The sequence below is a fragment of the Empedobacter sp. UBA3475 genome, assembly GCF_002378465.1.
GTDB lineage: Bacteria > Bacteroidota > Bacteroidia > Flavobacteriales > Weeksellaceae > Empedobacter > Empedobacter falsenii_B.
Genome location: NZ_DFRA01000037.1, coordinates 61,445 through 87,542, shown reverse-complemented (window position 1 = coordinate 87,542; position 26,098 = coordinate 61,445). Strand labels below are relative to the sequence as shown.

At 31.4% G+C, this 26,098-nt stretch carries 22 protein-coding genes; 8 read left to right on the top strand and 14 right to left on the bottom strand.

Annotated elements, in window-relative coordinates; all coding sequences use genetic code 11:
- Positions 1 to 103 precede the first annotated feature (103 nt).
- The 5 genes from B3I31_RS08730 to B3I31_RS08710 all read right to left on the bottom strand — a co-directional run bounded on the left by B3I31_RS08730 (position 104) and on the right by B3I31_RS08710 (position 5,255).
- Positions 104 to 916 (bottom strand): hypothetical protein, encoded by an 813-nt coding sequence (locus B3I31_RS08730; RefSeq protein ID WP_291087924.1) that lies wholly within the window; start codon positions 914 to 916, stop codon positions 104 to 106.
- Complete coding sequence (locus tag B3I31_RS08725; RefSeq protein ID WP_291059121.1) at positions 916 to 1,575, bottom strand: DUF4240 domain-containing protein; 660 nt, start codon at positions 1,573 to 1,575, stop codon at positions 916 to 918. The genes B3I31_RS08730 and B3I31_RS08725 overlap by 1 nt, the downstream gene beginning before the upstream one ends.
- Before the next feature lie 242 nt (positions 1,576 to 1,817).
- On the bottom strand, positions 1,818 to 2,954 hold the full coding sequence (locus B3I31_RS08720) for a glutathionylspermidine synthase family protein (protein WP_291059119.1): 1,137 nt from the start codon (positions 2,952 to 2,954) through the stop codon (positions 1,818 to 1,820).
- Positions 2,955 to 2,963: 9 nt separating this feature from the next.
- Positions 2,964 to 3,353, bottom strand: coding sequence for a hypothetical protein (locus B3I31_RS08715; protein ID WP_125349731.1), 390 nt, complete (start codon positions 3,351 to 3,353; stop codon positions 2,964 to 2,966).
- A gap of 390 nt (positions 3,354 to 3,743) precedes the next feature.
- On the bottom strand, positions 3,744 to 5,255 hold the full coding sequence (locus tag B3I31_RS08710) for a succinate CoA transferase (protein ID WP_291062775.1): 1,512 nt from the start codon (positions 5,253 to 5,255) through the stop codon (positions 3,744 to 3,746).
- 195 nt (positions 5,256 to 5,450) lie between these two features.
- Between B3I31_RS08710 and B3I31_RS08705 the strand changes: the two genes are divergently transcribed.
- Together B3I31_RS08705 and B3I31_RS08700 are read left to right on the top strand one after the other, a co-directional pair.
- The gene (locus B3I31_RS08705; RefSeq protein ID WP_291059117.1) at positions 5,451 to 6,272 is read left to right on the top strand and encodes an AraC family transcriptional regulator; all 822 of its coding nucleotides are present in this window, start codon (positions 5,451 to 5,453) and stop codon (positions 6,270 to 6,272) included.
- 8 nt (positions 6,273 to 6,280) lie between these two features.
- Positions 6,281 to 6,943, top strand: a complete 663-nt coding sequence (locus tag B3I31_RS08700) for an alpha/beta fold hydrolase (protein WP_291059115.1) — start codon at positions 6,281 to 6,283, stop codon at positions 6,941 to 6,943.
- 39 nt (positions 6,944 to 6,982) lie between these two features.
- On the opposite strand, the gene truB is transcribed toward B3I31_RS08700, so the two are convergent.
- The 4 genes from truB to B3I31_RS08680 are packed head-to-tail and all read right to left on the bottom strand — an operon-like array spanning position 6,983 to position 9,774.
- The gene (truB, locus tag B3I31_RS08695) at positions 6,983 to 7,693 is read right to left on the bottom strand and encodes a tRNA pseudouridine(55) synthase TruB (protein WP_291059113.1); all 711 of its coding nucleotides are present in this window, start codon (positions 7,691 to 7,693) and stop codon (positions 6,983 to 6,985) included.
- A gap of 1 nt (position 7,694) precedes the next feature.
- Positions 7,695 to 8,579: an undecaprenyl-diphosphate phosphatase gene (locus B3I31_RS08690; protein WP_291062778.1), complete on the bottom strand. Its 885-nt coding sequence runs from the start codon at positions 8,577 to 8,579 to the stop codon at positions 7,695 to 7,697.
- Positions 8,579 to 8,881 carry a DUF3098 domain-containing protein gene (locus B3I31_RS08685; RefSeq protein ID WP_291087921.1) on the bottom strand — a complete coding sequence of 101 codons (303 nt, stop codon included), beginning with the start codon at positions 8,879 to 8,881 and terminating at the stop codon, positions 8,579 to 8,581. Before B3I31_RS08685 ends, B3I31_RS08690 begins: the two co-directional genes overlap by 1 nt.
- Positions 8,881 to 9,774 carry a cell division protein FtsX gene (locus tag B3I31_RS08680; RefSeq protein ID WP_221855311.1) on the bottom strand — a complete coding sequence of 298 codons (894 nt, stop codon included), beginning with the start codon at positions 9,772 to 9,774 and terminating at the stop codon, positions 8,881 to 8,883. The genes B3I31_RS08685 and B3I31_RS08680 overlap by 1 nt, the downstream gene beginning before the upstream one ends.
- 106 nt (positions 9,775 to 9,880) lie before the next feature.
- Here B3I31_RS08680 and rsmA point away from each other — a divergent pair, with 106 nt between their 5' ends.
- The 3 genes from rsmA (at position 9,881) to B3I31_RS14625 (ending at position 12,397) form a co-directional block, all read left to right on the top strand.
- Positions 9,881 to 10,648 (top strand): 16S rRNA (adenine(1518)-N(6)/adenine(1519)-N(6))-dimethyltransferase RsmA, encoded by a 768-nt coding sequence (rsmA, locus tag B3I31_RS08675; RefSeq protein WP_038332430.1) that lies wholly within the window; start codon positions 9,881 to 9,883, stop codon positions 10,646 to 10,648.
- Between the two features lie 3 nt (positions 10,649 to 10,651).
- On the top strand, positions 10,652 to 12,007 hold the full coding sequence (mgtE, locus tag B3I31_RS08670; RefSeq protein ID WP_221855313.1) for a magnesium transporter: 1,356 nt from the start codon (positions 10,652 to 10,654) through the stop codon (positions 12,005 to 12,007).
- 150 nt (positions 12,008 to 12,157) lie between these two features.
- Positions 12,158 to 12,397, top strand: a complete 240-nt coding sequence (locus B3I31_RS14625; RefSeq protein WP_409450809.1) for a GyrI-like domain-containing protein — start codon at positions 12,158 to 12,160, stop codon at positions 12,395 to 12,397.
- 438 nt (positions 12,398 to 12,835) lie between these two features.
- Here B3I31_RS14625 and B3I31_RS08660 read toward each other — a convergent pair whose 3' ends face one another.
- On the bottom strand, positions 12,836 to 13,072 hold the full coding sequence (locus B3I31_RS08660; protein ID WP_291059109.1) for a DUF2281 domain-containing protein: 237 nt from the start codon (positions 13,070 to 13,072) through the stop codon (positions 12,836 to 12,838).
- A gap of 91 nt (positions 13,073 to 13,163) precedes the next feature.
- Entirely contained in the window at positions 13,164 to 14,315 is a 1,152-nt protein-coding gene (locus B3I31_RS08655) for a sensor histidine kinase (protein ID WP_291059107.1), read from the bottom strand.
- A gap of 157 nt (positions 14,316 to 14,472) precedes the next feature.
- Here B3I31_RS08655 and B3I31_RS08650 point away from each other — a divergent pair, with 157 nt between their 5' ends.
- The gene (locus B3I31_RS08650) at positions 14,473 to 17,262 is read left to right on the top strand and encodes a 2-oxoglutarate dehydrogenase E1 component (protein ID WP_291059105.1); all 2,790 of its coding nucleotides are present in this window, start codon (positions 14,473 to 14,475) and stop codon (positions 17,260 to 17,262) included.
- An 18-nt stretch (positions 17,263 to 17,280) separates the two neighbouring features.
- Positions 17,281 to 18,513, top strand: a complete 1,233-nt coding sequence (gene odhB / locus B3I31_RS08645; protein WP_185096030.1) for a 2-oxoglutarate dehydrogenase complex dihydrolipoyllysine-residue succinyltransferase — start codon at positions 17,281 to 17,283, stop codon at positions 18,511 to 18,513.
- A 74-nt stretch (positions 18,514 to 18,587) separates the two neighbouring features.
- Here odhB and B3I31_RS08640 read toward each other — a convergent pair whose 3' ends face one another.
- Positions 18,588 to 20,900 (bottom strand): outer membrane beta-barrel family protein, encoded by a 2,313-nt coding sequence (locus tag B3I31_RS08640; RefSeq protein WP_286496114.1) that lies wholly within the window; start codon positions 20,898 to 20,900, stop codon positions 18,588 to 18,590.
- 229 nt (positions 20,901 to 21,129) lie between these two features.
- Between B3I31_RS08640 and B3I31_RS08635 the strand changes: the two genes are divergently transcribed.
- Positions 21,130 to 22,599 carry a helix-turn-helix domain-containing protein gene (locus B3I31_RS08635; RefSeq protein ID WP_291059101.1) on the top strand — a complete coding sequence of 490 codons (1,470 nt, stop codon included), beginning with the start codon at positions 21,130 to 21,132 and terminating at the stop codon, positions 22,597 to 22,599.
- 47 nt (positions 22,600 to 22,646) lie between these two features.
- Here B3I31_RS08635 and B3I31_RS08630 read toward each other — a convergent pair whose 3' ends face one another.
- Both B3I31_RS08630 and B3I31_RS08625 read right to left on the bottom strand, forming a co-directional pair.
- Entirely contained in the window at positions 22,647 to 24,230 is a 1,584-nt protein-coding gene (locus B3I31_RS08630) for an FMN-binding glutamate synthase family protein (protein WP_280035759.1), read from the bottom strand.
- 232 nt (positions 24,231 to 24,462) lie between these two features.
- Positions 24,463 to 26,046 (bottom strand): ABC transporter substrate-binding protein, encoded by a 1,584-nt coding sequence (locus B3I31_RS08625; protein WP_291059099.1) that lies wholly within the window; start codon positions 26,044 to 26,046, stop codon positions 24,463 to 24,465.
- Positions 26,047 to 26,098: the final 52 nt, after the last annotated feature.

Genomic DNA, 26,098 nt, shown 5'->3' with positions numbered 1-26,098 from the left:
TGATAAGATCTTGACGATCTGAACTTCTGTAAAATTGCTTTGTTTCATAATTATCCCTAAGTTAATAAACTATATTTTTAAACGTTCCGTTTTTTAGGGAAGATTACAGTTGTGCCAGTTTTTTGATTTTGTAATCATTATCCTCTTTAAAAATTTCGAATTCAATCAAATTATTTTGATGATTTGTTTTAACAAATTCATATCCATTAATTTTATTGAAATTTTCATATTGTAAATTGAAATTTATTTGAGGATATTCTTTTAATTTAAAGATTAAATATTCTTTTCGATTTTTCCTTTTTCCACTAAAATCTATTTCTGGCTGATAAGCCATATGACCTTTAATGGTTTTGTATTCTTGTATTTTATCAGGCTGATAATTTTCTATGCTAAAAGATAAAATAAATATTATTAAAGAGGAGAAAATCAATGATGTAATTATAATATATTCTTTTTCTACAAAACTTATTTCAAAATCTTCATTCTTTTTTATTTCAGGATAATTAGTTTTTAAATAAGATAGAATCTCATCAAACACATATTTATTATGAACTTCTTTAATACGACAAACTATTTTATTATCAGTATACAATTGGATTAATTGTCCATTAGATTTCCTTTTATAAGAATCTTTATATTCACCATTTGTAATACTAAAGCTTGTGAAATCTATCGCTTTCTTATATACTAAATTAGTATAAATAAGTCTGTTGTTATTAAATTCATAAGACTCTTTACTATCACTAATTATAAAATAAAGTTGAACTATAATAAGTCCAGAAATTAAAAAATAATTGAAAGCGCTATATCCTATTAATATAAAAAAGAAATAGGCAACTACTGAAATTAATGTGACAATTTTCCTTAGAGCACTATCTTCCCTTAAAGGAATAAAATGGGTATTAAATTTTATCATTATAAAAACTCGTCTTCATCATCAAAATCATCTTCCATTTCGTCGTCGTCTGGAGAATAATCTTCGATAAAAACTTTGAATAATCTTGGACAAATGATTTGCAAATTGGTTAAATTTTCGTCATCCCAATCAAAATCAGGTTTTGGAGATTTTTCGGTATAAAATTTAAAACATTCTTTATCTACAAAGTCAATAATCTTGTGTTCAAATTTTTCGTAGAAAACATCATCAGCGATTAAATGAAAATCTTCAAATTCATATAAATCATCTTCGTTAAAGCCTTCGTTAAAATAATCGGCTAAATTATCAGGATTCAAAATTGCCTTTTCAAACAATTCTTGTCCTTGTGAAATAATCCAATTTTTGAAATAATAGAAATGCGTAGGATCTGTATCGTCATTCATAATACAAGCCGCACACCATATTTCAGGCGAATGTAATGAATACGAATAGAACTCTAATCGAAGTTGAAAACCAATAATATCCTCGGCAGTTAGATCTTCTAATTCTTGTGCCAAAGCCTTTTCTTGATCTTGCAAATTAATGGCATTGAGCAAAGAATTTTCTATAATTTGCCAAAACAAATCTTCTTCGAGCATACGCGAAATGCGCTCTGTGGGAAGGGTTGAAGAGTTAAACAAATCATCTAAAAAATCCATATTTCTACTTTTTAGTTTGTATTAAGTTGGTTTTGATTCGTAAAAAATTATCTAATGTTTTATTTCTTAAACCTTTAATTGATAAAACATTTTAATAAAATCTTTTTTTAATTTATAAATAAAATATGATGAAACCTATTAATTTTTAAACTATTTACAATTTTTAAGGTAATTGTTTGATTTTGTTTAAACTAAAAAAAGTCTAATTCGAAGTGGAATTAGACTTTTTGGTTTTAAATATTTTACTCAATAATATGCGGAACAAAACGACTTTTATCGGTTGTAATAAATTGGTCACTTTCGCGGAACGTAATTCCACACGATTCTTGTCCAATAATCCAACTTCCGATAATGGTATAACCTGTTTCTTCATGATGTAAATTAGCCAAAGCTTGATAAATAAAACCTTCTTCGCCATATTCTCCTGAAGTTTGCTCCGAAATAGTTCCGTTTTTTACAATTTCTACATTTGCACCTTCACGAGATAACAATGGTTTTTTGACATAATTCTTCATCTCTTTTGGTGAATCTGTATAAGCTTCTAATAATAATGGATGATCTGGATACAATTCCCATAAAATTGGTAAAATAGCTTTGTTTGAAAGAATCATTTTCCAAACAGGTTCTATCCAATTTGCGTTGATTTCATCATTTTTGATGTTGTATGCAAACAACTCGTCCATCATCCATTCCCACGGATAAAGTTTGAAAATATCTGTAATAGGTTCTTCTTCTAAATCAACAAAATTGACATTATTCCAACCGATTTCGTCTACATAAATTAATTTGGTATTAATTCCGGCCTGTATCGCGCAATCTCTGATATATTCGATATTCGTCAAATCTTCTAACGATTCTCTTACACAAGAAAAATGTAAGGTTTCACCTTTCAAATAAGTTTTTAACATTTTCCATGTTTCAATTAATTTATCATGAACAGAATTGAATTGATCTTTCGTTTCTCCAAAATAATTTTCCATCCAAAGCCATTGTACAACACCACATTCGAACAACGAAGTTGGCGTATCAGCATTGAATTCTAACATTTTCAATTGATCATTATCATATGCAAAATCAAAACGTCCATAAATACTTGGCGCATCATTTTCCCATGTATCATTCAAATAAGGTTGAATAAATTTTGGAATTTTAAATTCGTCCAAACGATTATTTAGAATCACATGTACGACAGCATTCAAGCACATTCCCCACAATTCGTTTGTCGCTTCAAAGATTTTATCCGCTTCTTTTTCCGAAATAGAATAGTAATAATCTTCTACCCAATAGGTTTGTTTATTTTCGTCTGTATGATAACCAAAGCCGATATTTTCTAACCTTTTTTGCCAGTTTTCGTCCGCTTTTATTCTTTTTAATTGCATAAAATTAGTTTAAGATGAAACTGAACGAGAAGAAGCAGATTTTCCGAATCCACCGCGAACAGTTTGACTTTTATACGCTTGCGCTTTTGCCGCGTTTGTTCCGACATTAGATTGTTGATGCAAACCTTGACTTGCATAGCCCATTCCGCCACCAGTTAAGCTACGAAAAGCCATAAACCACAGTAACGAACTTCCCATTCCGCCGTGATGCGAACCACCAGAATGCGACGAATAATTTGACGTGACATCTGTGTAAGGTGCAGTAGAATCTGCACGCATATATACCTTTTGTGCATTGTTTGTAACAGGCGCTTCTTCACGATTCATACACGAACTAAGAACCGACGAAATTAACACTAAAGTCACGACTTTACTTGCTCTTTTTTCTCTTTTATTCATGATAGATTATTGAATAGTTACGTAAATAGGAATTTTGGTAGAATCGGTAGGTGTATATTGTTTGTGCGTAATCAAAGTATCTACTTTCTCTGCAATTATCAAATCGTTTGACCAAATTTTTTGTTTGGTAATATGTAAAACAGAATCGCCTTTCGTTTCGGTTGTTAATACAACTTCACGAGCTGATTTTTTATCAATTTGTTCTAAATTCTGATTTTCGTTTTTATTAGATTGACACGCAAAAAAAAGTTGTCAATGGTAGTGTTATTAAAAGTATTTTTTTCATTTTTCTTAGACTTCTAACAAAGTTACATTATTTCACAAAAAAAGCACAATCCAGAAATTCTGAATTATGCTTTTTGAAAAAGTATAGTCTTATTATTTATTATTCTAATGATTTAAAACTAATAATTCTTCTTTTTTCATAGAACCTGTTTGTTTCAATCTTGTGTGCCAAGAGAACGCTTCTTCTAAGATATGTGGCGTTTGACCACCTCTTTCTGCACAAGCTCTTTCGAAATAAGATAATAATTCACCTTTATAATCTGGATGAACACAGTTGTTGATAATTTCGATTGCTCTTTCGCGTGGTGCTAAACCTCTTAAATCGGCTAAGCCTTGCTCTGTAACAATAATATCTACATCATGTTCTGTGTGATCGTGATGAGAAACCATCGGAACGATAGACGAAATATTTCCACCTTTTGCGATAGAAGCAGTAACAAAGATTGAGATAAATGCATTACGAGCAAAATCTCCAGAACCTCCAATACCATTCATCATGTGTGTACCAGAAACATGAGTTGAGTTTACGTTACCATAAATATCACACTCTAAAGATGTATTGATTCCAATAATTCCTAAACGACGAATAACTTCGGCAGAGTTAGAAATAGATTGAGGACGTAAAACAATTTTATCTTTATAATTGTCGATGTTTCCTATAACACGGTCATAACATTCTTGAGAAACTGTCATAGAAGATGCCGAAGCAAACTTCATTTTTCCAGAATCAATTAAGTCAAATGTAGAATCTTGTAAAACTTCTGAATACATGACTAAATCTTCAAAATCAGAATGTTCTAAACCACCTAAAACGGCGTTTGCAACTTTACCAATACCACATTGTAATGGCATTAATGATTTTGTAAGACGACCTTCTTCAACTTCATTTTCGAAGAATTTCACAATGTTTTGAGCAATTGCAGCAGTCGCTTCATCAGCTGGTTGAATGTCTCCTGGAGCATCTTGAATGTCGTGAAAAACAATTCCAACAATTTTAGAAGGATCTACTTTTATTGTTTCTGTTCCAATTTTTGTATCACAAGTAGTGATGTTAATTGGAGTACGTTTTCCATATTCTTCTACACTATAAATATCGTGAATACCTTTGATATTTGTAGGAATAGATGTGTTAATCTCAATGATTAATTTGTCTGCATTTGCAGCAATTTCTGCATTATTACCGATAGAAGTAGTAGGTACTAAAGAACCATCATCTAAAATTTCAGCAACTTCTAAAACACCTAAATTAATTTTAAATTGTCCATCTAAAATATGCTCAGCAGTTTCTCCTAAATGCTGATCGATAAATAAAACATTACCTGCATTTATATTTTTACGCATTACAGTATCTACTTGGAATGGTAAACGTTTTTTTAATGCTCCACTTTCTACTAAAGCTGCGTCTGTACCATGTCCTAATGAAGCTCCTGTTACTAAAGTGATTTTTAAATTTTCAGATTTGGCACGCTCAGCAACAGCTTTTAATACAACTTTAGTATCGCCTCCTCTTGTAAAACCACTAGAACCAACAGTCATTCCATCTTCAAAAAATTTGGCAGACTCCTCTGCTGTCATTACTTTTGACTGTAGGTTAGTTAATTTTATTCTTTCCAACATAATGCAACTTTTTCTTTCTAATACTATTCAATAATTGTTCCCTTCTGAACGAAGGGAGTTACAAATATTGGATTAATTAATAAAAAGTTAATATTAAAAATAGTCAAATAATTATCTATTTCGGACATTTTTATTTGTGTACATTATACATCATATCAAATAAATTATTATATTAGTTCGCAGATTAAAGAAACTATGAATATACATTTGGATAATAAGTTCGAAACACGATATTACCTAACCGAAATTGACAAATTACCAACCTCAATTTTCTGTTACCATAAGGAAATTTCGGAAGCATACGTGGTAGAACATAAACATAACAAAGCGCAATTTCTTTATTGTGAGGGAGGAATAGTTTATGTAAAAATAGGAAAAGATACTTTTTATTTACCTGCAAGACACTATATGTGGATACCGCCTCATGTGGAACATAGTATACACCCAAATACACCAGAGGTGATTATGAGAAATTTATATTTCCCTATTAATGAAAGTGATAATTCGTTTTATAAAAAAGTAGGAATCTATCCTGCTGATGGATTGTTGTTAGAGCTTTTATTATTTTCTAACCAATGGAAAGGAGATATTCTTCCAGAAAATAGAAGCGAATATGTAATTGCACAAGCTTTTAAAGAAATATTACCTAAAGTAAGCAAAAGTAGTTTACGATTAGCTCTTCCATTACCACACGACGAACGTCTGAAAAAAATCGTTCAATTCTTAGATGATAATATGGATTCTTCGATTACAATGAAGAAAATTACAGCCGAATTCGGATTCTCTGAACGATCATTATCACGATTATTCCAAAAAGATTTGAATATGACATTTGTTCAATATTTCACTATTTTAAGAATGTTACGCGCTTTACAATTGTTAATTGATAATACGTATTCAATCAGTGAAATTTCGACAATGGTTGGTTACAATAGTTTGCCGACGTTTAGTAATACATTCCAAAAAGTAATTGGAGTTCGTCCAACAGATTATTCAAAGAAAAAAGATATATTATAAATTTAGGTATGAAAATTTATCAAGTAAGTGGATTAGGCGCAAACGCAAATGCTTTTCGAAATCTACGCTTGGAACAAGATTTTGAGCAAGTTTATATTCCTTGGTTAGATCCAGAAAAAGATGAAACTTTGGCTCATTATACTGAAAGATTGTTAGATAAAATAAATCCCATAGAAGATTTTCTTTTGATGGGATTATCTTTTGGTGGAATAATTGTGCAGGAAATGAATCGTTTTATCAATCCAAAACATACATTTCTGATTTCGACAGTGAAGAGTAGGGCAGAGCTTCCGAAGTTATTTCGATTTTCGGCTTCTATTAATGCGCATAAAATAATTCCGATGAGTTTTTTAACTTCAGACCGAACATTTTCGTACATGATGATGCGAAAATTGTATTATACGGATCGTGATAAAGATAATATTGACGATATTTTTGAGTTTCGAAACAAAGAATATTTAAGTTGGTCGATTCATAAGATTGTAAACTGGGAACATTCTACAGCTTATCACGAAGAAAATATCACACATATTCATGGTACAAAAGATATTGTTTTTCCGATTGAATATATCAAAGATGCAATACAAATAGAAGGCGGAACACATATTATGGTGATGCAAAAGCCAAAATTAGTGAGCGATGAAATAAATAAAGTATTAATCACTTTATAGATAAAAAAAGCTTGAACATTTGTCCAAGCTTTTTTAATTTTATACTTCTTCTGTTGTATTTTCTTCTTCGAAATAACTTTTTTCTAAAGCGAAATTTTCAGCATTGATGACATCAAATTCGCCAATTTTTGTACGACGAAGTGCTGTTAAATATCCACCCGAATTAATTGCTTTTCCAAAATCAAAAGCCAAAGAACGAATATAGGTTCCTTTGCTACAATTCACTTCAAAATCGACAAAAGGTAAATCTATTTTTGTAATTTTAAAATCGTGAATCGTTATTTTACGTGCTTTACGTTCTATTTCTTGACCTTCGCGAGCTAATTCATACAAACGTTTTCCATCTACTTTTACCGCTGAATGCATTGGCGGAAATTGTTCAATTTCTCCAATAAATTGCTTCGTTGCTTCGTGAATGATTTCTTCTGTGATATGTTCAGTAGGAAAAGTTTGATCTTCTTCCGATTCCAAATCATATGTAGGCGTCGTTACACCTAATTTGATTGTACCTGTATAGGACTTTTCTTGCGCCTGAAATTCATCAATGCGTTTTGTCCATTTTCCTGTACAAACCAATAAAAGTCCAGTAGCTTTTGGATCTAAAGTCCCAGCATGTCCAACTTTTATTTTCTTTAAATTATATGCTTTTCTAATGTTCCAACGTATCTTATTTACGACATCAAAAGATGTCCAATCAAGTGGTTTATCAATCAAAAAAACGTGACCTTCTTGTATTTTTTCTACGTTCATCTTATTTGTGCTGAATCATTGTAGTTTCTACTGAAGCGGCATTGTCTTTTTCTGCTTGTGTTGGAGAATTGTAAGAGAAATAAATCAATAAAATAATTCCGATGATAATTCTGTAAAACCCCCAAAATTTGAAACCGTATTTTGTTAAAACTGCAATAAATGTTTTTACTGCGATTAATGCTACAATAAATGCGACAACATTTCCAATTAAGAATAATATAATATGGTTTTGATCTTGCAAAATCATTTCGTAACCTTTCATTGGTGTTGCAGTATCTTCTCCCCAAGTTTTAACAAAAATAGAATAAACTGTAACCGCTAACATTGTCGGAACTGCTAAAAAGAAAGAAAATTCTGCAGCTGCTTTACGAGATAAACCTTGTGTCATACCTCCAATGATCGAGGCGGCGGAACGAGATGTACCAGGCATCATAGCCAAACATTGCCAAAAACCGATAATAATTGCTTGTTTTAATGTAATATCTTTTTCATCATTAATTTTAGGATTTTTGAACCATTTGTCTACAAATAATAAAATGATTCCTCCGAAAACTAACATTCCAGAAATAGCAACTTGATTTCCTAAAACAGCTTCGATTTTATCATCAAATAATTTTCCTAATATAAGGGCAGGAATAACCGCACAAGCTAATTTGATGTAAAAATTGAAATTGAAATTTTTGAAGTCAAAGAATTTTTTCCAATATAAAACGACAATTGATAAAATTGCTCCAAATTGTATCGAAACTTGAAACATTTTTAAGAATTCACTTTCTGGCATCCCCATCAAAGCTGCTGTGAATCCCATGTGTGCTGTAGAAGAAATTGGTAAATATTCGGTAAGACCTTCTATAATAGCAATAATAATTGCTTGTAAAGTATTCATTATTTTTCTTTATTCGGATTGATTAAAATGGCATAAATCTCGACGATGAAACCAACAACAACTAAAAAAGGCGCTAATCTAATTCTACGAAAAGAATAGATTTCGTCGTTCCAATAATTTGCATCCCACGTTCCATCGGGTCTTGTGTTCGCATCGTGTCCTGTCATCAATAAAAATCCAAGACCAATTAGCGCAACACCAATTGCCATGAAAATGTAATTTCTTTTTCCAAATAAAAAAGTAAAACCAGCATCGTTTGTAGATGCTGATTTTTTTGTTTTATTGATAGAATTTGATTTCATTAATAAAGTTGATCAGTTTTTAATCTTAAATAACGCCATGCAGCAAACAATGTACTGAAAACAGCAATAACAACTCCAATTCCAATTAAGATAATAATAAGTGGAGTGAAGCTTGGATTCCAAAGTACTAAACCAACTTTTGTTGCTAAAATGTACCATAAGAAACCTAATCCTACTGCTGCAATAAATGCTGCTAAGAAACCTAAAACTGCGGCTTCTATCAAGAAAGGTTTTACAATAAAACGTCTACGCGCACCAACTAATTGCATCGTTTTGATGCTGAAACGTTTTGCGTAAATTTTCAGACGTATAGAGTTGTTGATTAATACAACAACGATTACCAAGAAAATAACAGCAAAAATCATAATCCAAAAAGTAATTTTGTTGATGCTGTGGTAAATCGTTACCATCGCTTCTTTGTCACTTTTTACTTCGTCTACAATCGGATTTTTTGCCAATACCTTATTAATAGAATCAATTTGTTCAACAGATTGTATTAATGCAGGGTTCAATGTAATTTGAACTGATGCAGGGAAAATACTTTCTTCGAAGAAATCACTACCATCCGTACCCAAATCTTTTTTCGCAATTTTAGCTGCATCCTCTTTGCTGATATACTGTGTAGCTTCAACAAAAGGATACTTCACCTTCAACGAATCGATATAAGATTTCTGTAAATCAAGCTCCTTATCTTTTAATTTTGGATCTTCGACATCTTTAAAATATGCCTCGATTTTTAACTCTCTTTTTAGATGTTCTGCGTAACTTTGTGCATTAATGACAATTAAGCCGAAAATACCTAATAGAAATAAAACAAGCGAAATACTAATCACAACAGTGATGTTTGAAGATCGCAGTCTTTTTTTCTCAAATTTATCGTTCGTTTTTGACATTTGGGTTAATTTTGGGGCTAAGATAAAAAAAACTTATTTCGCAAGAAAGATATTCCGTATATATTCTACGGTAAGTTGGTTAAAGAAAACTTAAAATTTAGAATTTTTGAAAGTAAAAGCTAAAAAACATTTAGGTCAGCATTTTTTGAATGACGAAAATATTGCACGAGACATCGCTGAAGGGTTAACTTGGGAAGGCTATGATCGTGTCTTAGAAATTGGTCCAGGAATGGGCGTGTTGACAAAATATATTTTACAAGCAAAGAAAAATATAGAGGTTGTGGAGATTGATACAGAATCAGTCGAATATTTAAAAGAATATTATCAACCATTTTATCCAGGATTTAAAATTCATTCTGAAGATTTCTTGAAAATGGACTTTTCATCAAAGTTTGATGAACAAATTGCTATTTTAGGAAATTTTCCGTATAATATATCTTCGCAAATTATTTTTAAAGCTTTAGAAGAGCGTTACACTGTTCCCGAAGTTTGTGGAATGTTTCAGAAAGAAGTTGCAGAACGTATTGCATCCAAAAAAGGTACAAAAGATTATGGTATACTTTCTGTATTAGCTCAAGCTTATTATCATTGTGAATATTTGTTCACCGTTCCAGAACACGTTTTTACACCGCCACCAAAAGTGAAATCGGGCGTTATTATTATGAAACGCTACCGAACAGAAATTGAAGGAGTCGAACAAAAACGGTTTTTTCAAGTGGTAAAAGCTGGTTTTGGACAAAGAAGAAAAACGCTTCGTAATTCGTTGAAAGCTTTGGGAATTCCTGAAGATTTAAACGATCACGAGTTTTTGAATATGCGCGCAGAACAATTATCTGTCGAAGATTTTATTGAGTTAACGAAAAGAATGAAATAGATTATGGAGGTAAAAATTACAAAAGATTTTATTGAACATTTAAACGAAAGTATTAATCAGCAAAATGCAAAAGCAGTTAAGGAGATGTTGCAAGATTTGCACCCCGCCGATATTGCTGAATTGTTTGATGAGCTTTCGACCAAAGAACAATCTTTTGTAATTGATTTACTCGATAATGAAATTTCTGCTGATATCCTTCTTGAATTAGAAGAAGATGATCGACGCAAATTCCTGAAAACGCTTACTGCAAAAGAAATTGCTGAAGATGTCATTAATGAGATGGATACCGATGATGCTGTTGACGTTATTAATGAGCTTTCTGATGAAAAGAAAGATGAGGTAATTGCGCAATTAGAAGACCAAGAACATGCCCGTGAAATTGTAGATCTTTTACGTTATGACGAAGATACGGCTGGAGGTTTGATGGGGAAAGAGTTGATAAAAGTCAACAAAGATTGGTCGGTAATTACAGCAGTAAAACAAATGCGAAAACAAGCTGAGGATTTAGAAGAGGTTTTCTCTATTTATGTTGTTGATGAAGATGAAAAATTACTTGGAACGTTGAGTTTAAAGCGTTTATTGACGACTTCTGCAAATACAAAAGTTGCTGATGTTTACAATGAAAAGATCCAATATGTAAAGACTTATTCAAAAGATATGGAGGTTGCAAAAGTAATCGAAAAATATGATTTGTATGAAGTGCCTGTTGTAGATGAATTAATGCGTTTGGTAGGTGTAATTACGGTGGATGATGTGATTGATGTTATTCGTGAAGAAGCTGAAGAAAATTATCAATTAGCAGCCGGGATTACTCAAAATGTCGATTCGGATGATAATATCTTAAAATTAACTCGTGCTCGTCTACCCTGGCTTTTATTGGCTTTGGTAGGTAGTTTTGTTGCTGTTAATGTGTCGCAAAGTTTTAGCGATGCGATGAATTTGTATCCGCAATTATTCTTTTTTACACCGCTTGTTGCCGCCATGGCAGGAAATGTTGGTGTGCAATCTTCTGCGATTATTGTGCAAGGTTTGGCGAATAGTAATATTTCGGGTTCTATTTGGAAAAGATTAGGAAAAGAAATGTTATTGGCTTTATTGAATAGTTCATTATTAGCTTTTGTACTTTTATTGGCGACGCATTTCTTGATGAGCGCAAGCTACGAAATTTCTTCAACCATTGTATTAGCTTTAGTAATTGTAATGATTTTAGCAAGTTTGATTGGGACATTTATTCCAATTATGTTGCATAAATATGGTGTTGATCCTGCTATTGCAACAGGTCCATTTATCACAACAAGTAATGATATCTTTGGTTTATTGATTTACTTTTCGATTGCGAAAATGATTTTAGGATTTTAAAAAAAATAAAATGAATACATTAAAAAATAATAGGAATTGCAACCCAAACATCTAACAATAATAGTCAAGCGATTGAAGATTTAGGAAAGTTATGGCATCAATTTTTTGCAGAAAATATTATTGCTAAAATTCCGAATGCGATAAGCTCTAATATTTATTCGGTTTTATACAGATTACGAAAGTGATTTTAGAGGAAAATATACGACAATTATTGGTTGCGAAGTTTCTTCTTTAGATGAAATTCCAGAAGGGATGGTTGGGCGAGAATTTGAGCCACAAACATTCAAAAAATATATTGCCAAAGGAGAATTGCATGAAGCAGTTGGAAAAACTTGGACAGAAATTTGGAATTATGATGCAAATCTAAATTGTACGTATAAATATGATTAAGAATTGTACACCGAAAAAGCTCAAAATCCTGCTGATGCCGAAATAGAGATTTATATTGGTGTGAAAGAATAGTAATTAGTACTGAGATACTAGAATTTTGATATTAGAAAATAATATTAATAAAATGAGCTGAAAAGTTTTACTTTCAGCTCATTTTTTATTTTGGATATTTTGTAGGATTCTATGCGCATTAAAGAACTGCATAAATAAAAAAGTTTTTTCTTCTTCATTAGTTTCAAAAAAAAACAAATAAGGAAAAGATCTAAAAGGTTTTGAATGCAAATTTCTATAGTTCACTTGATAGAAATGATTATTTCCAAAGTTTCCAAAACTTTTGTTAATTCAGCTAAATAAGATTTTGCCGCAGATGTAGAAAAGTTTGACTAATAAGAAAGAGCTTATTCAAAATCTTGGGCAGCTTCAGAACAAATTCTAATCTTATAAATCATATTTTTCGTGCAATTCTTTCAATACATCTTTTGCATTAAAGAAATTTTCTTTTAGCTCGTTAAGTCGATTATCCAAAATTTCTTTTTGTTCGTCACTTAATTCAAATTCAGTTTCTTGATTATGTTTATAAGTCAAAAAATCAATATAACGCTCAACTTCTTCCAAAAGTGATTCAGGAAGTTGTTTCAATTTAGAATTCACTTGTTCAATAGTTGTTGCATTCATAATTATTAATTTTACAAAACAGTTGTCGCTCTAACAAAATCATAAAAAGTATACCTTATTATATAATCAAGATTTTTTGTAATATTTCTGATTATTTTTTCAATAAAATCTTAAACTCAGTTCCGATTTCTTTGGATGATTTGGAAACAAATATTTTTCCTTTGTGGTAGTCTTCGATAATTCGTTTTGCTAATGATAATCCTAATCCCCAACCACGTTTTTTGGTTGTAAAGCCAGGTTGAAAAATCTTTTTCTGTAATTTGGTCGGAATTCCAGAACCTGTATCAGCAATAGAAATTTCAACAAATTTACCCTTCGTTTTTATATCGATATCCAAAACGCCCTTATTTTGCATGGCGTCAGCTGCATTTTTCATCAAATTTTCGATAACCCAACTATATAAAGAAGAATTAAGATTAATATTAAATTCTTCTACATCTGTAACAAAATTTACTTCAATTCCTTTGGAAATGCGTTGAGAAATATAATCCACTGTTTGTTTGGAAGTTGAAATAATATCAGTTTGTTTGAGTTCAGAAATTGAACCAATTTTCGAGAAACGTTCGGCAATATGTTTCAATCGATTCACATCTTTTTCAATTTCTATAACCGAAGTTTGATCGATTTCTTCCAATTTCAATAATTCGACCCAACCCATTAAAGAAGAAAGTGGAGTTCCAATTTGATGCGCTGTTTCTTTTGCCATTCCGGCCCATAAATAACTTTTTTCGGTGTCACGAATTGTTTTGAAATACCAATATGAAAATCCAAAAAACAATAAAATCAATAAAATAATGATGAGTGGATAATATTGTAATTGATTAAGAAGTTTTGAATTTTTGAAATAAACATAATTTTTAGTTCCGATTAATTCAACATCAATTGTTTGTTCGGACGATTTCATTTTGTTGACATATTTTTTTAATTGAACCGAATCTTTTACGATCGATTCATCAATATTTTTGGTGTCTACAATAATGCCTTTTTCGTCTACAAGTGCAACAGGAATTGATTTGTTGTCTTCAATTAATTTGAATAGAAAATCTTGCGTTTTCGGATCTAAAAATTCTGATGAGCTTATCAACTCTAACGATCGCGCATAATTCTCTACACGTTTGTGTTCTTCACGTTTTAGCTCTTGTACAATTTTATTACTCGACCATATTGTAATAGCGAAAATCACAAATATTATAAAGAAGCCAATCCAACGTTTGTTTATTTTTTTTGTTAGAAAATTTCTCATCTAAATGTAAAATCTTTCTTAAATTTATATCAAATGTAATGATTATTTGATTATAATATATTTTTATGGCGAGATAAGATAAATATGATGAAAGTAATTTTTTTTAAAGCCTTAAATAGTTTATTTTTGTAGCTAAATCTCATAGAGAGTAAAATTTATGGATCGTTTTTCGTTTTTAAATGCCGCTCATTTAGAGTTTATAGGCGACTTATATGATCAATACGTCCAATATCCGGATAGTATTGAACCAAGTTGGAAAGCTTTTTTCCAAGGGTATGACTTTGCGAATGCAACATATGATGGAGAGCCATTATTTGCACCAGCAACACAAACAGCTCCTAACAAAGCTAGTCAAACAACGCAAGCAGTAGTTAATCCTGCAGTAGTATCTCAAGTTCCAGACAACGTACAGAAAGAATTTAAAGTAATCAATTTGATTGATGCTTACCGTACGCGTGGACATTTGTTTACTAAGACTAACCCAGTTAGAGCGCGTAGAACTTTTGAACCTTCATTAGACATCAAGAACTTCGGTTTGACAGATGCCGATTTAGGATTGACATTCAATGCTGGTGAAATTTTAGGTATTGGTGGACCAATCACTTTACGTGAAATCATTGGACACTTAGAAAACATGTACTGCGAATCTATCGGAATCGAGTATATGTATGTAAGAGAACCTCAAAGAATTAATTGGATTCAGAATTGGTTAAACCAAAACTTGAATCAACCAAAATTATCTAAGGAGGAGAAAGAACGTGTTTTAGAAAAGTTGAATGAAGCAACTGCTTTTGAAAACTTTATGCACACGAAATATGTTGGACAAAAACGTTTCTCAGTAGAAGGAAATGAATCTTTAATTCCTGCTTTGGATACATTGATTAACCGTTCTGCAGATCACGGCGTACAAGAGGTTATCGTAGGGATGGCTCACCGTGGTCGTTTGAATGTTTTGGCTAACATTTTTGGAAAATCATATTCTCAAATCTTTTCAGAATTCGAAGGAAAAGCTTTTGATACAGATTTAATGGCTGGTGATGTTAAATATCACATGGGATCATCAAATCAAATCAAAGCATTGAATGGAAAAGATATCCGAATCAATTTAGCACCAAATCCATCTCACTTAGAGACTGTAGATGCAGTTGTAGAAGGGATTACACGTGCAAAAGTTGAGGAAGATTACAAAGATGATTATTCTAAAATTATTCCAATCTTAATTCATGGTGATGCTGCTGTAGCTGGACAAGGAATCGTTTACGAGGTTGTTCAAATGGCAGGATTAGACGGATATAAAACAGGTGGTACAGTACACGTTGTGGTAAATAACCAAGTTGGGTTTACAACAAACTATTTAGATGCGCGTACATCTACATATTGTACAGATGTTGCTAAAGTAACATTGTCTCCTGTAATGCATGTAAATTCTGATGATGTAGAAGCGGTAGTTCACGCTTTCCGTTTTGCAGCAGATTATCGTGCAGAATTCGGTTCTGATGTATTCATCGATTTATTAGGATACCGTAAATATGGACATAACGAAGGTGATGAACCAAAATTCACTCAACCTAAATTATATAACTTAATCGCTAAACACCCAAATCCTCGTGAAATTTACAAGGATAAATTATTAAAAGAAGGTGTAATAGGAGAAGAAATCGTTAAACAAAAAGAAGCAGAATTTAAAGCTCTATTAGAAACGAATTTCGAAGCTTCTAAAGAAATTGAGCGTAATCACATTTTCCCTTTCATGCCAGAAGAGTGGGAAGGATTTGAAATTGCTGATGATGCAAAAGTTTTTGAACAAGCAAATACTTCTTACGACGAAGCAAAATTAAAAGAAATTGCAAAAGCTGTTTCTACAGTTCCTGAAGGTAAAAAATTAATCAAAAAAGTTTCTCGTTTAATTGAAGGACGTGGAAAAATGATTGAGGAAGATAAAATTGACTGGGGATTAGGAGAAGCTTTAGCTTTCGGTTCTATCTTAACAGACGGACGTAACGTGCGTGTTTCTGGGGAAGATGTAGAACGTGGAACTTTCTCTCACCGTCATGCGGTTGTAAAAACTGAAGACACAGAAGAAGAAATTATCTTATTAAACCATATCAATAATGAACAAGGTCAATTAAGAATCTATAATTCATTATTATCTGAGTATGCAGTTTTAGGTTTTGATTATGGATATGCAATGGCAAATCCTAAAGCGTTAACTATTTGGGAAGCTCAATTTGGAGATTTCGTGAATGGAGCGCAAATCGTAATCGACCAATATATTTCTGCAGCAGAAGATAAATGGAAATTACAAAATGGTTTAGTAATGTTATTGCCTCATGGATATGAAGGGCAAGGAGCAGAGCACTCTTCAGCACGTTTAGAGCGTTTCTTACAAATGTGTGCTGGTAACAATATGTTTGTTGCAAATATCACAACTCCAGCTAACTTCTTCCACGCATTAAGAAGACAGGTTGTAACAGATTACCGCAAACCATTGGTTGTAATGTCACCAAAATCATTATTACGTCATCCATCAGCAGTATCATCATTAGCAGATTTCGCAAATGGAGGTTTCCAAGAAATCATCGAAGATGTAACAGTAGATGCGAAAAAAGTGAAAAAAGTAGTTTTCTGTTCAGGAAAAATCTACTACGATTTAGACAAAAAACGCCAAGAATTAGGTGATAAAGAAACTGCAATTATTCGTTTAGAGCAATTATATCCTTTAAATGAAGAAAAAGTAGATGTTATCATCTCTAAATTTGGTAATGCTAAATTGGTTTGGGCACAAGAAGAACCAGAAAATATGGGAGCTTGGATGTATATCTTACGTAAGTTAAGAAAATATCCATTCGACGTAGTTTCTCCAGCAGAAAGTGCTGCAACAGCACCAGGTTCAAGTAAACGTTGGGCTGCAATTTACGAAGAGGTAATTAATAAAGTATTCAATTAAAAAATAAAGCTAATAGATATGTTAGAAATGAAAGTCCCATCACCAGGGGAATCAATCACAGAAGTAGAGATCGCTACGTGGTTAGTAAAAGACGGTGATTACGTAGAAAAAGACCAAGCAATTGCTGAGGTTGACTCAGATAAAGCAACATTAGAATTACCAGCAGAAGAAAGTGGAATTATCACTTTGAAAGCGGAAGAAGGTGATGTTGTAGAAGTAGGACAAGTTGTTTGTCTTATTGATACATCAGCTGCTAAACCAGAAGGAGGAAGCGCTCCAGCTGCAGAAGCACCAAAAGCTGAGGTTAAAGAAGAAGTAAAAGCTGCTCCAGCTCCAGTTGCTACGCCAGCACCTGCTGCTCCAGCTGCAACTTACGCTACGGGAACTCCATCTCCAGCGGCTAAAAAAGTTTTAGACGAAAAAGGTATCGATGCTTCTCAAGTAAAAGGTTCAGGACGTGACGGACGTATCACTCAAGATGATGCAGCTCGTTTTACACCAGCAATGGGAACTTCTACTCAAGGAACTCGTGCTCAATCAGAGAAAAAATTATCATCATTACGTCGTAAAATTGCACAACGTTTAGTTTCTGTTAAAAATGAAACTGCAATGTTAACTACATTCAACGAAGTTGATATGTCTGCAATTTTTGCTTTACGTAACCAATATAAAGACGAATTCAAAGCTAAACACGGTGTTGGTTTAGGATTCATGTCTTTCTTTACAAAAGCAGTTACACGCGCATTAGAGTTATACCCAGACGTAAACTCTATGATTGACGGTGACTACCAAGTAAAATTTGACTTTGCTGACGTTTCTGTTGCAGTATCAGGACCAAAAGGTTTAATGGTGCCAGTTGTACGTAATGCAGAAAACTTAACTTTCCGTGGTGTTGAGCAATCTATCAAAGATTTAGCAATCAAAGTACGTGACGGAAAAATTTCTGTTGATGAAATGACAGGAGGTACATTTACAATCACTAATGGTGGTGTATTTGGATCTATGATGTCTACACCAATCATCAACCCACCTCAATCAGGTATCTTAGGAATGCACAATATCGTTGAGCGTCCAGTTGTTAAAAACGGACAAATTGTTATCGCTCCAATGATGTATGTTGCTTTATCTTATGACCACCGTATCATCGACGGACGCGAATCTGTAGGATTCTTAGTTGCTGTTAAAGAAGCGGTAGAAGATCCATTAAACGTATTAATGGGAGGTGACGCTAAAAGAGCTTTAGAATTGTAATACATAAAACATTCTAACAATCCATAAATTGAAAGCCATTCGAAAGAATGGCTTTTTTGGTTTATAAGTTGAGATTACCTAATTCTCCCTTCCTCTTCATTTACTTTATTCTCTTTCGAGATGGTTTTATTCAATCGGCCAAAATTATATTTAACACTAACTGATAGTTCTTGATAATCGACTAAAAATAGATTTTTAGAACTTATTTTATCATAATTCAGTGTTTCGCTAAATTTCATTTGTTTGAATAAATCATTGAAACGAATAGAAAAATCAAAGTTTTTGTATGATTTTGTCAATCCAAGATTAACGATAACTTGAGAATTTCGATCATAAATTCCTTCAGTTCGTTTGCTTAACCAATATCCATCAACCATAAAGTTGAAATCTTTTCCCAATTTGAAATTGTGATTAGAGTATAAATAGATATACGGAATCGATTTTTTTAACACAGCTTTTTCATCAATTATTTTACTATAAATTATAGCTAAACTAATTTGTGTTGACCAAAATTTATATTCGAATGGAACATCCAAAGCAACAGAAATGTTTTTTTCTTTTTCGAAATTAATCGTTGTAAATGTTGAAATATTTCTCACATCATTATAAATTAATGTATAATTCATCGGATTTTTACTTTGATAATACGTCACATTCATGTTCCATTTTTTTAATGAATAATTCGCTGAAAATGTGTCGGTGTAAGTAGGTAAAATATTAAAATTTCCACTGTATTCGATATAAGGACTTCCGTACAAATTCCCAGAAGAAAGATTGCTGTAATTCGGTCTGTCAATCGTACGTTTATAGTAAATTGTTAACGCATTTTTATTATCAAAAGTGTAATTAATTTCTGCATTCGGAAACCAATCGATGTATTTTTTATCAATATCCGAAAGTTGTTTTATTTCATCAAGACCTTTAGAATTAGTCGTTTCTGTTCTTAATCCAGCTTTATAATTCCATTTTTCATAATTTTTAGTGTATTGCAAATAGGCGGAAAGATTCAGTTCTTTGAAATTATAAAGAAATTCTTCTGATGATTGTTGAGGAAAAAATGTTTCATTATTCGTCTCAGATTTAGCGTGTGTAAAACGTCCTCCAAATTCAATTTTTTGATCAGATTCAAACTTTTTCTCTACATCAAATTTTCCTGCAAAAACCTTAAGACGATATTTTTGATAGCGCGATTGATTGTATTCGACATCATTCTCATTAATCTTATTATAAAAATCATATGTTGTTCCTGTATTATAAATCGTGTATTGTAATCCTGTTAAAATACTTGCGTCAATTGATTGAATATTTTTATTGTAATTCACCAAAGTATTCACAAAATTTCGATGATTTTCATTATCATTTAACGTTAAAATAGATTGATTTTCATTGTTTTCGGTATATTCTGTTTTGGTATCAAGCAAACCTTTATCTTTTCTAAAATTTGAATTAATAGCAAACGAAAAATAATCTCCAGATTCATTTAATTCCTGAAAAAAGCTTGTGTTTACAATAAAATGTGGACGTTTAGTTTGCGATTTTATGAAATAATTGGACTGAATATTTTTGTCTTTTATGCGATAATCGAATCCATTTCCTTCCCACGGATTTAGTTGATTATAAGATGCGTTCAGTTTAAATTCGCTTTTATTTTTACGAATTTGAAAAGTCGAATTGAAATAATTATTAAACTTTCTTTTGAAAGATAATGTTTCTTGCAAAGTCAATTTTAAACCTTCTTTTTTACTTTTCTTTAGATTAATTTTTACGATAGATTTTCCATTTGCTTCATATTTAGCAGAAGGGTTTTTGATAATTTCAATCGATTTTATGTCCTCAATTGCTAAACTCGAAATGGTAGAAAAATCAACTTGTTGATCGTCCAAATACAACAAAGGATTTCCTTTTCCAATAATCGTCAATGTTTCTTGATCTGCGCCTAACATGACGCTTGGTAATTTTGAAAATAATTCTTTAGTTGTAGCAAGTTTATTAAAATTTGAATTGGCGACATCAATATTATAATTGCCATTTTCTATTTTGAAAGTTTCTTTTTTTCCATTGATTATAACTTCATCAATTTGTACAGTTTCATCAATATTTAAGTGAAATGTTTTATTTTCGTTTAAATAAAAAGGTTCTTCATCTTGAATATTATTGTCATAAATAACAGAAATTAAATAGATTTTAGGTTCTAAATTTTCAAAGTTAAATTTAGAATTTTCAGTTTCAATTGTTTGAATAACATTTTGAAATTCATCGTATAAAATAACTTTTGCGTGAATTGTTTTTGACTCTTTTTCTGATGAAATATAGCCTGTAATCGAATATTTTTCTTGTGCAAAAGCAAAAGAGCTAATCAAAATGAGAATTAATTGTAGAAACTTCATAATAAAATTGTGTTGATTATTGTTTTACTTACATTTAGAGGAAGTAAAATTTTTGTTTGAACAATTTTAATTTATATTTTTAAATGTTTTTTATCAACTTGGTGTCAAATGATAATTGTTTACAATATTATTTAAATTAAAGAAATACAATATGTTACGTTTTATGATTTCGGGAAATAGGTTTCTTAAATTTATTATAGTTATTCTATTCATATTCAGTTCAGTAAATATGTTTGGAAAAACACAAAAAGATAAAGCTGAATTTTTGCGTCAAAAAAATAATGATTTGGTTGAAGAAAATCTTCGAATTATTGATTCAACGATTTCAACAGCTTATCGATTGAATGATAAAGTTGTGTTGAGTGAAGCTTATATCGAAAAAGGAAATTATTTTTTGGAGCAACGTAATTACAATAATGCATTGAAAAATTTCACCATTTCGAAACAACTATCAACTGAAATAAAAGATGATTTTACATTTTATTCTTCGCTTGTTGGAATTGCGAAAACAAAAGAAAACTTACATGAAATCAAGGAATCTATAGTGTTATACGAAACTTCTTTATCATATTTCGAAAAGCATAAACAGCAACCAAAATCTTTCAGCATTTATCTTTCCATTCTTGGGAAATTGTCTTATTTATATAGCAAAACAAATCATCTGAACAAAAGTGATTATTACAACAAAATTGAATTATCTGAAACGGTTGATACGGTAAATTATCAATATGCTTTGAAGAATAAAGGAATTATTGATTTCTACAAAAAAGATTATAATTCGGCATTTAATACATTGAAAAAAGCACAACAAGCTTTCTGGAAGCAAAATGATATCAAATGGTATGTGATTTCGGAGCAATTTTTAGGTGAAATTTTATATCAACAAAAGCGAAATAGAGAAGCAATCCAATATTTTGAAAATGTTGTGGAATTCTCAAAACAATATAAAATTCTTGATGAAGAACTGCGACTTTCTTATGAACGAGTAGTTGAATACAACGAGAAATATGGAAATAGTCGAGATAAATTATTATCTGTAAATAATTTATTGTCTTTTGATAGTTTATTTTATGTGGCTGATCATACTGTTTTGAAACCAAATCTCGAGAAATATGAAAATACATTCCTGAAAACTGAACGAAATTTATTGAAAGAAAAGAATCAAAACTTCAAAAGATCTTCATTTTTTGGTTTAGTAGTAATTCTAATTTTTGGTGGAATTGTTTTTTATAAAATGAATCAAAAACATCAAAAAAAGAAGAATTATTTACAAAAATGTCTTGATGAAATAACAATACTTGAGTTAGATATTAAGGAAGAAAATCAATTAGAAAAAACAAAATTCGAAGTTGAAATTGATGAAGATTTCGAACAAAGTTTGCAATTATTTGAAGAACAAAAGTTATTTCTAAATCCAAAATTTTCGTTGAATGATTTGGTTCTAGAATTGAACGCCAATCGAACAATTGTGTCAAATTATATTAATCGTTCGAGATCGAAAAATTTTAACCAATATATCAATGAATTGAGAATTAATCATCTTTTGAAACGAATTGAAAATGAGCCAAATCTCAAAAAATACACAATTGATGCGTTGGCAGAAGAAACAGGTTTTAATTCGAGAAAGACTTTTTCAGATGCTTTTTTGGAACATACAGGTTTTCGTCCGTCTCAATATTTACGGAATATTCTTGAATAAAAAAAGCAATCCAATTGGATTGCTTTTTTACTATTATATGAAATTGATTAATTGACTTTACTTAATGTACGAATTCTAATTTCTTGTAAAACATCTTCTACAGACATTCCTACATATGCACCTTCTTCTACAATTGGGTATAATTGATCGTAAGACATAATACGTGTATTGTCGATACGTAAATTTACGTGATAACGATTGAAATCTCTGTGAGATTTAACACCTGTTGCAGAAATTAACTCAGATAAAATATGCATTGTTTTCTTGTGGAAATTATACATACGAGTTGCTTTATCTTCTACGTCTAAACCTTTCATTAATTCACGATCTTGCGTCGCAACACCAACAGGACATGTATTTGTATTACATTGTAATGCTTGGATACATCCTACAGCCATCATCATTGCACGAGCCGAATAAACTAAATCCGCACCAATAGCCATTGCACGAGCAATGTGGAAAGAAGAAATAATTTTTCCAGAAGCTACAACACGAATATCTTTTTTAAGACCATAACCACGTAAAGTATCAACTGCAAAAGCTAAACCATCTAACAAAGGCATACCTAAAGAGTTTGAAAACTCTACAGGAGCAGCTCCAGTTCCTCCTTCACCACCGTCAATTGCAATATAATCTGGTTTGATACCCGTTTTAATCATTGCTTCACAAATCTCGATAAACTCACGTTTAATCCCAATACACAATTTAAATCCAACTGGTTTTCCACCTGATAATTCTCTTAATTGTTTGATGAAATGTAACATTCCTTCTGCATCAGAGAAAGCTGAGTGAGATGGAGGAGAATCAACAGTTGTATATGGTTCTACAGCACGAATCTTAGCGATTTCTGGAGTATTTTTATTTGCTGGTAAAATTCCTCCGTGACCTGGTTTTGCACCTTGAGAAATTTTCAACTCAATCATTTTTACATTTGGTAAAGTAGCACGCTCTACATACTTATCTGGATCGAAACCACCATCAGCTGCACGACATCCAAAATATCCTGTACCAATTTGCCAAATCAAATCTCCACCTGGCTGTAAGTGATATGGAGAAATTCCCCCTTCACCTGTATTGTGCGCAAAGTTTCCTAATTTGGCTCCTTTGTTCATTGCTAATACAGCATTTTCACTTAACGAACCGAAAGACATTGCAGAAATGTTTAATAAACTTGCTAAATAAGGTTGTTTACATTCGCTTCCACCAACTTTTACACGTGGATCATCAGCATGTTTGATTTTTCCTGCATACATCGAGTGATTTAACCACTCATATCCTGGTTCATAAACATCTAATTGCGTCCCAAAAGGAACTGTGTCAATTACATTTTTTGCACGACGATACACCATACTACGCATCAAACGGTCAATAGGTTTCCCTTCAGTATCCGTTTCAACAAAGTATTGCATAATTTCTGGACGAATACTTTCTAACAAATAACGTCCATGTCCAATAATTGGAAAGTTTCTTCTGATAGCGTGTTTTGTTTGCGAGATATCTGCAAATCCTAAAGCAATCAAAGGAAGAATAATTATTAAAGACCATAAGATACCTGGCCAAAAATAAGAGATTACTCCAATTGCAACAAGAGTAACGATAGATCCTACTACGAAAAGTTGTCTTACTTTCATAAGTAAAAATTTAAATGATTTTGATTAAAAATTTGGTGTCAAATATATCTAAAAAAACTCGGTTTAACGCCTATATTTCTGAAATAATTTCTTTTAAATTGTTGATTTCAAACGTTAGAGAAAACCCATTATTTCAAATAAGTTAACAATTATCTAATGTCGTGAAATAAAATGAAATATTATTTAGATTTTTTTAAAAGATGTTCAAACTTTTTGAGAAATGTCAAAAGAATTATTCTTTGTAAACTCTCGTTAAATCCAATAATTTGATTGGTCCCATCGAAAAATTCTTAACTTTTTTATTCAAAAATAACGTTGTTTGATCATAAAATAATGGCAAAATTGGAGCGTTTTGCATCATCAATGCATCCATTTTTTGATAAATTTTGGCACGTTCGTCTAGATTATTGGTCAAAAATGCTTGTTCGTACATTTTATCAAATTCACCATTTTTGTAATGTGAATAATTTGGACCTTCTGGCGCAAAGTTTTTCGAATAATATAAAGACAAAAAGTTTTCGGCATCTGGATAATCTGCTCCCCAATTTGCGCGGAACAACGTAAATTTTCCCGTTGCTTTTCCATCGCGCATCGTTGGTCCAGGTACAACATTCACTTTTATTGGTAAGCCTAATTTTGCCATTTCTGCCGCAATATATTCACAAACATCTACATATTCTTGCACAGTTGTCAGCTCGATTGGTACAATTTTTTCGTTCGTTTTTTTATAGCTATTGATTAGTTCACGTGCTTTTTCGGGAGAATATTTGTAACCACTTTCTGGCGAATAACCTGGTAAACCTTTCGGAATGAAACCTCCATCTGCTTCAAAAGCTTGACCTTTCATCATATATTTGATGATTTTGTTTTTATCAACTCCATAATTTAATGCTTGACGCAATTTCAAATCAACTGCATTGGGCGCATCAAGATAAAAACATAAATAAACGGTACTTAAATAAGGAACTTTTTGAATCGTTAAAATATTTGAATATTTTGGATTCAAATCTCCGATTGGATTTAAAATTTCATCTTTATAAGAAGGATCCAAATCTGCCATCATATCCAAATTACCTTTGATTAATTCTAAAAATTCTGAATTTTTCTCTGGTAAAAATGATAAATTAACCGCTTCTAAATATGGTAAACGTTGTCCTTTTTCATCAAACTCGAAATACTTTGGATTTTTTCTAAAAGCCATTTTCACATTATCTTCCCAAATCTTAAATTGAAAAGGGCCTGTACCAATTGGATGTTTCAAGAATTCATCGTTTCCATTTTTGAATAATTCTTTCGGAACAACCGAAGCATATTTCATCGAAATTAATCCCAAAAATGCAGGATAAGCCTCTTTTAATTTAATTTCAAAAAGTGTATCATTTATCGCTTTATATGAATCAATATTATTCATAATCCAACCTCCAGAACCTCCAGCTTTCGGATCTTTTAAACGATTAAAACTATACTCGAAATCTGAAGCCGTTACAATTCGAGTCGAATCTTTTCCGAAAGCTTCATGTTTATGAAAAAAAACATCATTTCTCAAAGTAAAAGAATACGTTTTTCCATCTTCAGAAATTGTCCAAGATTTTGCAATATCTGGCTGAATTTCTAGTTCGTTATCAATCTTCACTAAACTATTGTACATTAAATTGCATGCCCAATTATTGGCTTGTGTACGTGCATTGATAGGATCTAAAGAAGAAATATTATCGTAACGATTTAATTTAAATACTTTGTTTTCATCGATTTCAATTTTCTTAGAACACGAAAATATTGAAACGAATAACATAATGTAGATAAAGTATTTAGTCATTTTGAATAGCTGATTTATTTATGTTTCAAAACTATGGATAATTTCTTAAATT

Bases quoted from the DNA above. Each gene is read 5' to 3' on its own strand.
- B3I31_RS08725 (WP_291059121.1), bottom strand. From the start codon at position 1,575: ATGGATTTTTTAGATGATTTGTTTAACTCTTCAACCCTTCCCACAGAG.
- B3I31_RS08660 (WP_291059109.1), bottom strand. From the start codon at position 13,072: ATGAATGCAACAACTATTGAACAAGTGAATTCTAAATTGAAACAACTT.
- B3I31_RS08705 (WP_291059117.1), top strand. From the start codon at position 5,451: ATGAATATACATTTGGATAATAAGTTCGAAACACGATATTACCTAACC.
- B3I31_RS08655 (WP_291059107.1), bottom strand. From the start codon at position 14,315: ATGAGAAATTTTCTAACAAAAAAAATAAACAAACGTTGGATTGGCTTC.
- B3I31_RS08690 (WP_291062778.1), bottom strand. From the start codon at position 8,579: ATGAATACTTTACAAGCAATTATTATTGCTATTATAGAAGGTCTTACC.
- odhB (WP_185096030.1), top strand. From the start codon at position 17,281: ATGTTAGAAATGAAAGTCCCATCACCAGGGGAATCAATCACAGAAGTA.
- B3I31_RS08685 (WP_291087921.1), bottom strand. From the start codon at position 8,881: ATGAAATCAAATTCTATCAATAAAACAAAAAAATCAGCATCTACAAAC.
- B3I31_RS08630 (WP_280035759.1), bottom strand. From the start codon at position 24,230: ATGAAAGTAAGACAACTTTTCGTAGTAGGATCTATCGTTACTCTTGTT.
- B3I31_RS08730 (WP_291087924.1), bottom strand. From the start codon at position 916: ATGATAAAATTTAATACCCATTTTATTCCTTTAAGGGAAGATAGTGCT.
- B3I31_RS08640 (WP_286496114.1), bottom strand. From the start codon at position 20,900: ATGAAGTTTCTACAATTAATTCTCATTTTGATTAGCTCTTTTGCTTTT.
- B3I31_RS08635 (WP_291059101.1), top strand. From the start codon at position 21,130: ATGTTTGGAAAAACACAAAAAGATAAAGCTGAATTTTTGCGTCAAAAA.
- B3I31_RS08650 (WP_291059105.1), top strand. From the start codon at position 14,473: ATGGATCGTTTTTCGTTTTTAAATGCCGCTCATTTAGAGTTTATAGGC.
- B3I31_RS08715 (WP_125349731.1), bottom strand. From the start codon at position 3,353: ATGAATAAAAGAGAAAAAAGAGCAAGTAAAGTCGTGACTTTAGTGTTA.
- B3I31_RS08720 (WP_291059119.1), bottom strand. From the start codon at position 2,954: ATGCAATTAAAAAGAATAAAAGCGGACGAAAACTGGCAAAAAAGGTTA.
- truB (WP_291059113.1), bottom strand. From the start codon at position 7,693: ATGAACGTAGAAAAAATACAAGAAGGTCACGTTTTTTTGATTGATAAA.
- B3I31_RS08710 (WP_291062775.1), bottom strand. From the start codon at position 5,255: ATGTTGGAAAGAATAAAATTAACTAACCTACAGTCAAAAGTAATGACA.
- B3I31_RS08700 (WP_291059115.1), top strand. From the start codon at position 6,281: ATGAAAATTTATCAAGTAAGTGGATTAGGCGCAAACGCAAATGCTTTT.
- B3I31_RS08625 (WP_291059099.1), bottom strand. From the start codon at position 26,046: ATGACTAAATACTTTATCTACATTATGTTATTCGTTTCAATATTTTCG.
- B3I31_RS08680 (WP_221855311.1), bottom strand. From the start codon at position 9,774: ATGTCAAAAACGAACGATAAATTTGAGAAAAAAAGACTGCGATCTTCA.
- mgtE (WP_221855313.1), top strand. From the start codon at position 10,652: ATGGAGGTAAAAATTACAAAAGATTTTATTGAACATTTAAACGAAAGT.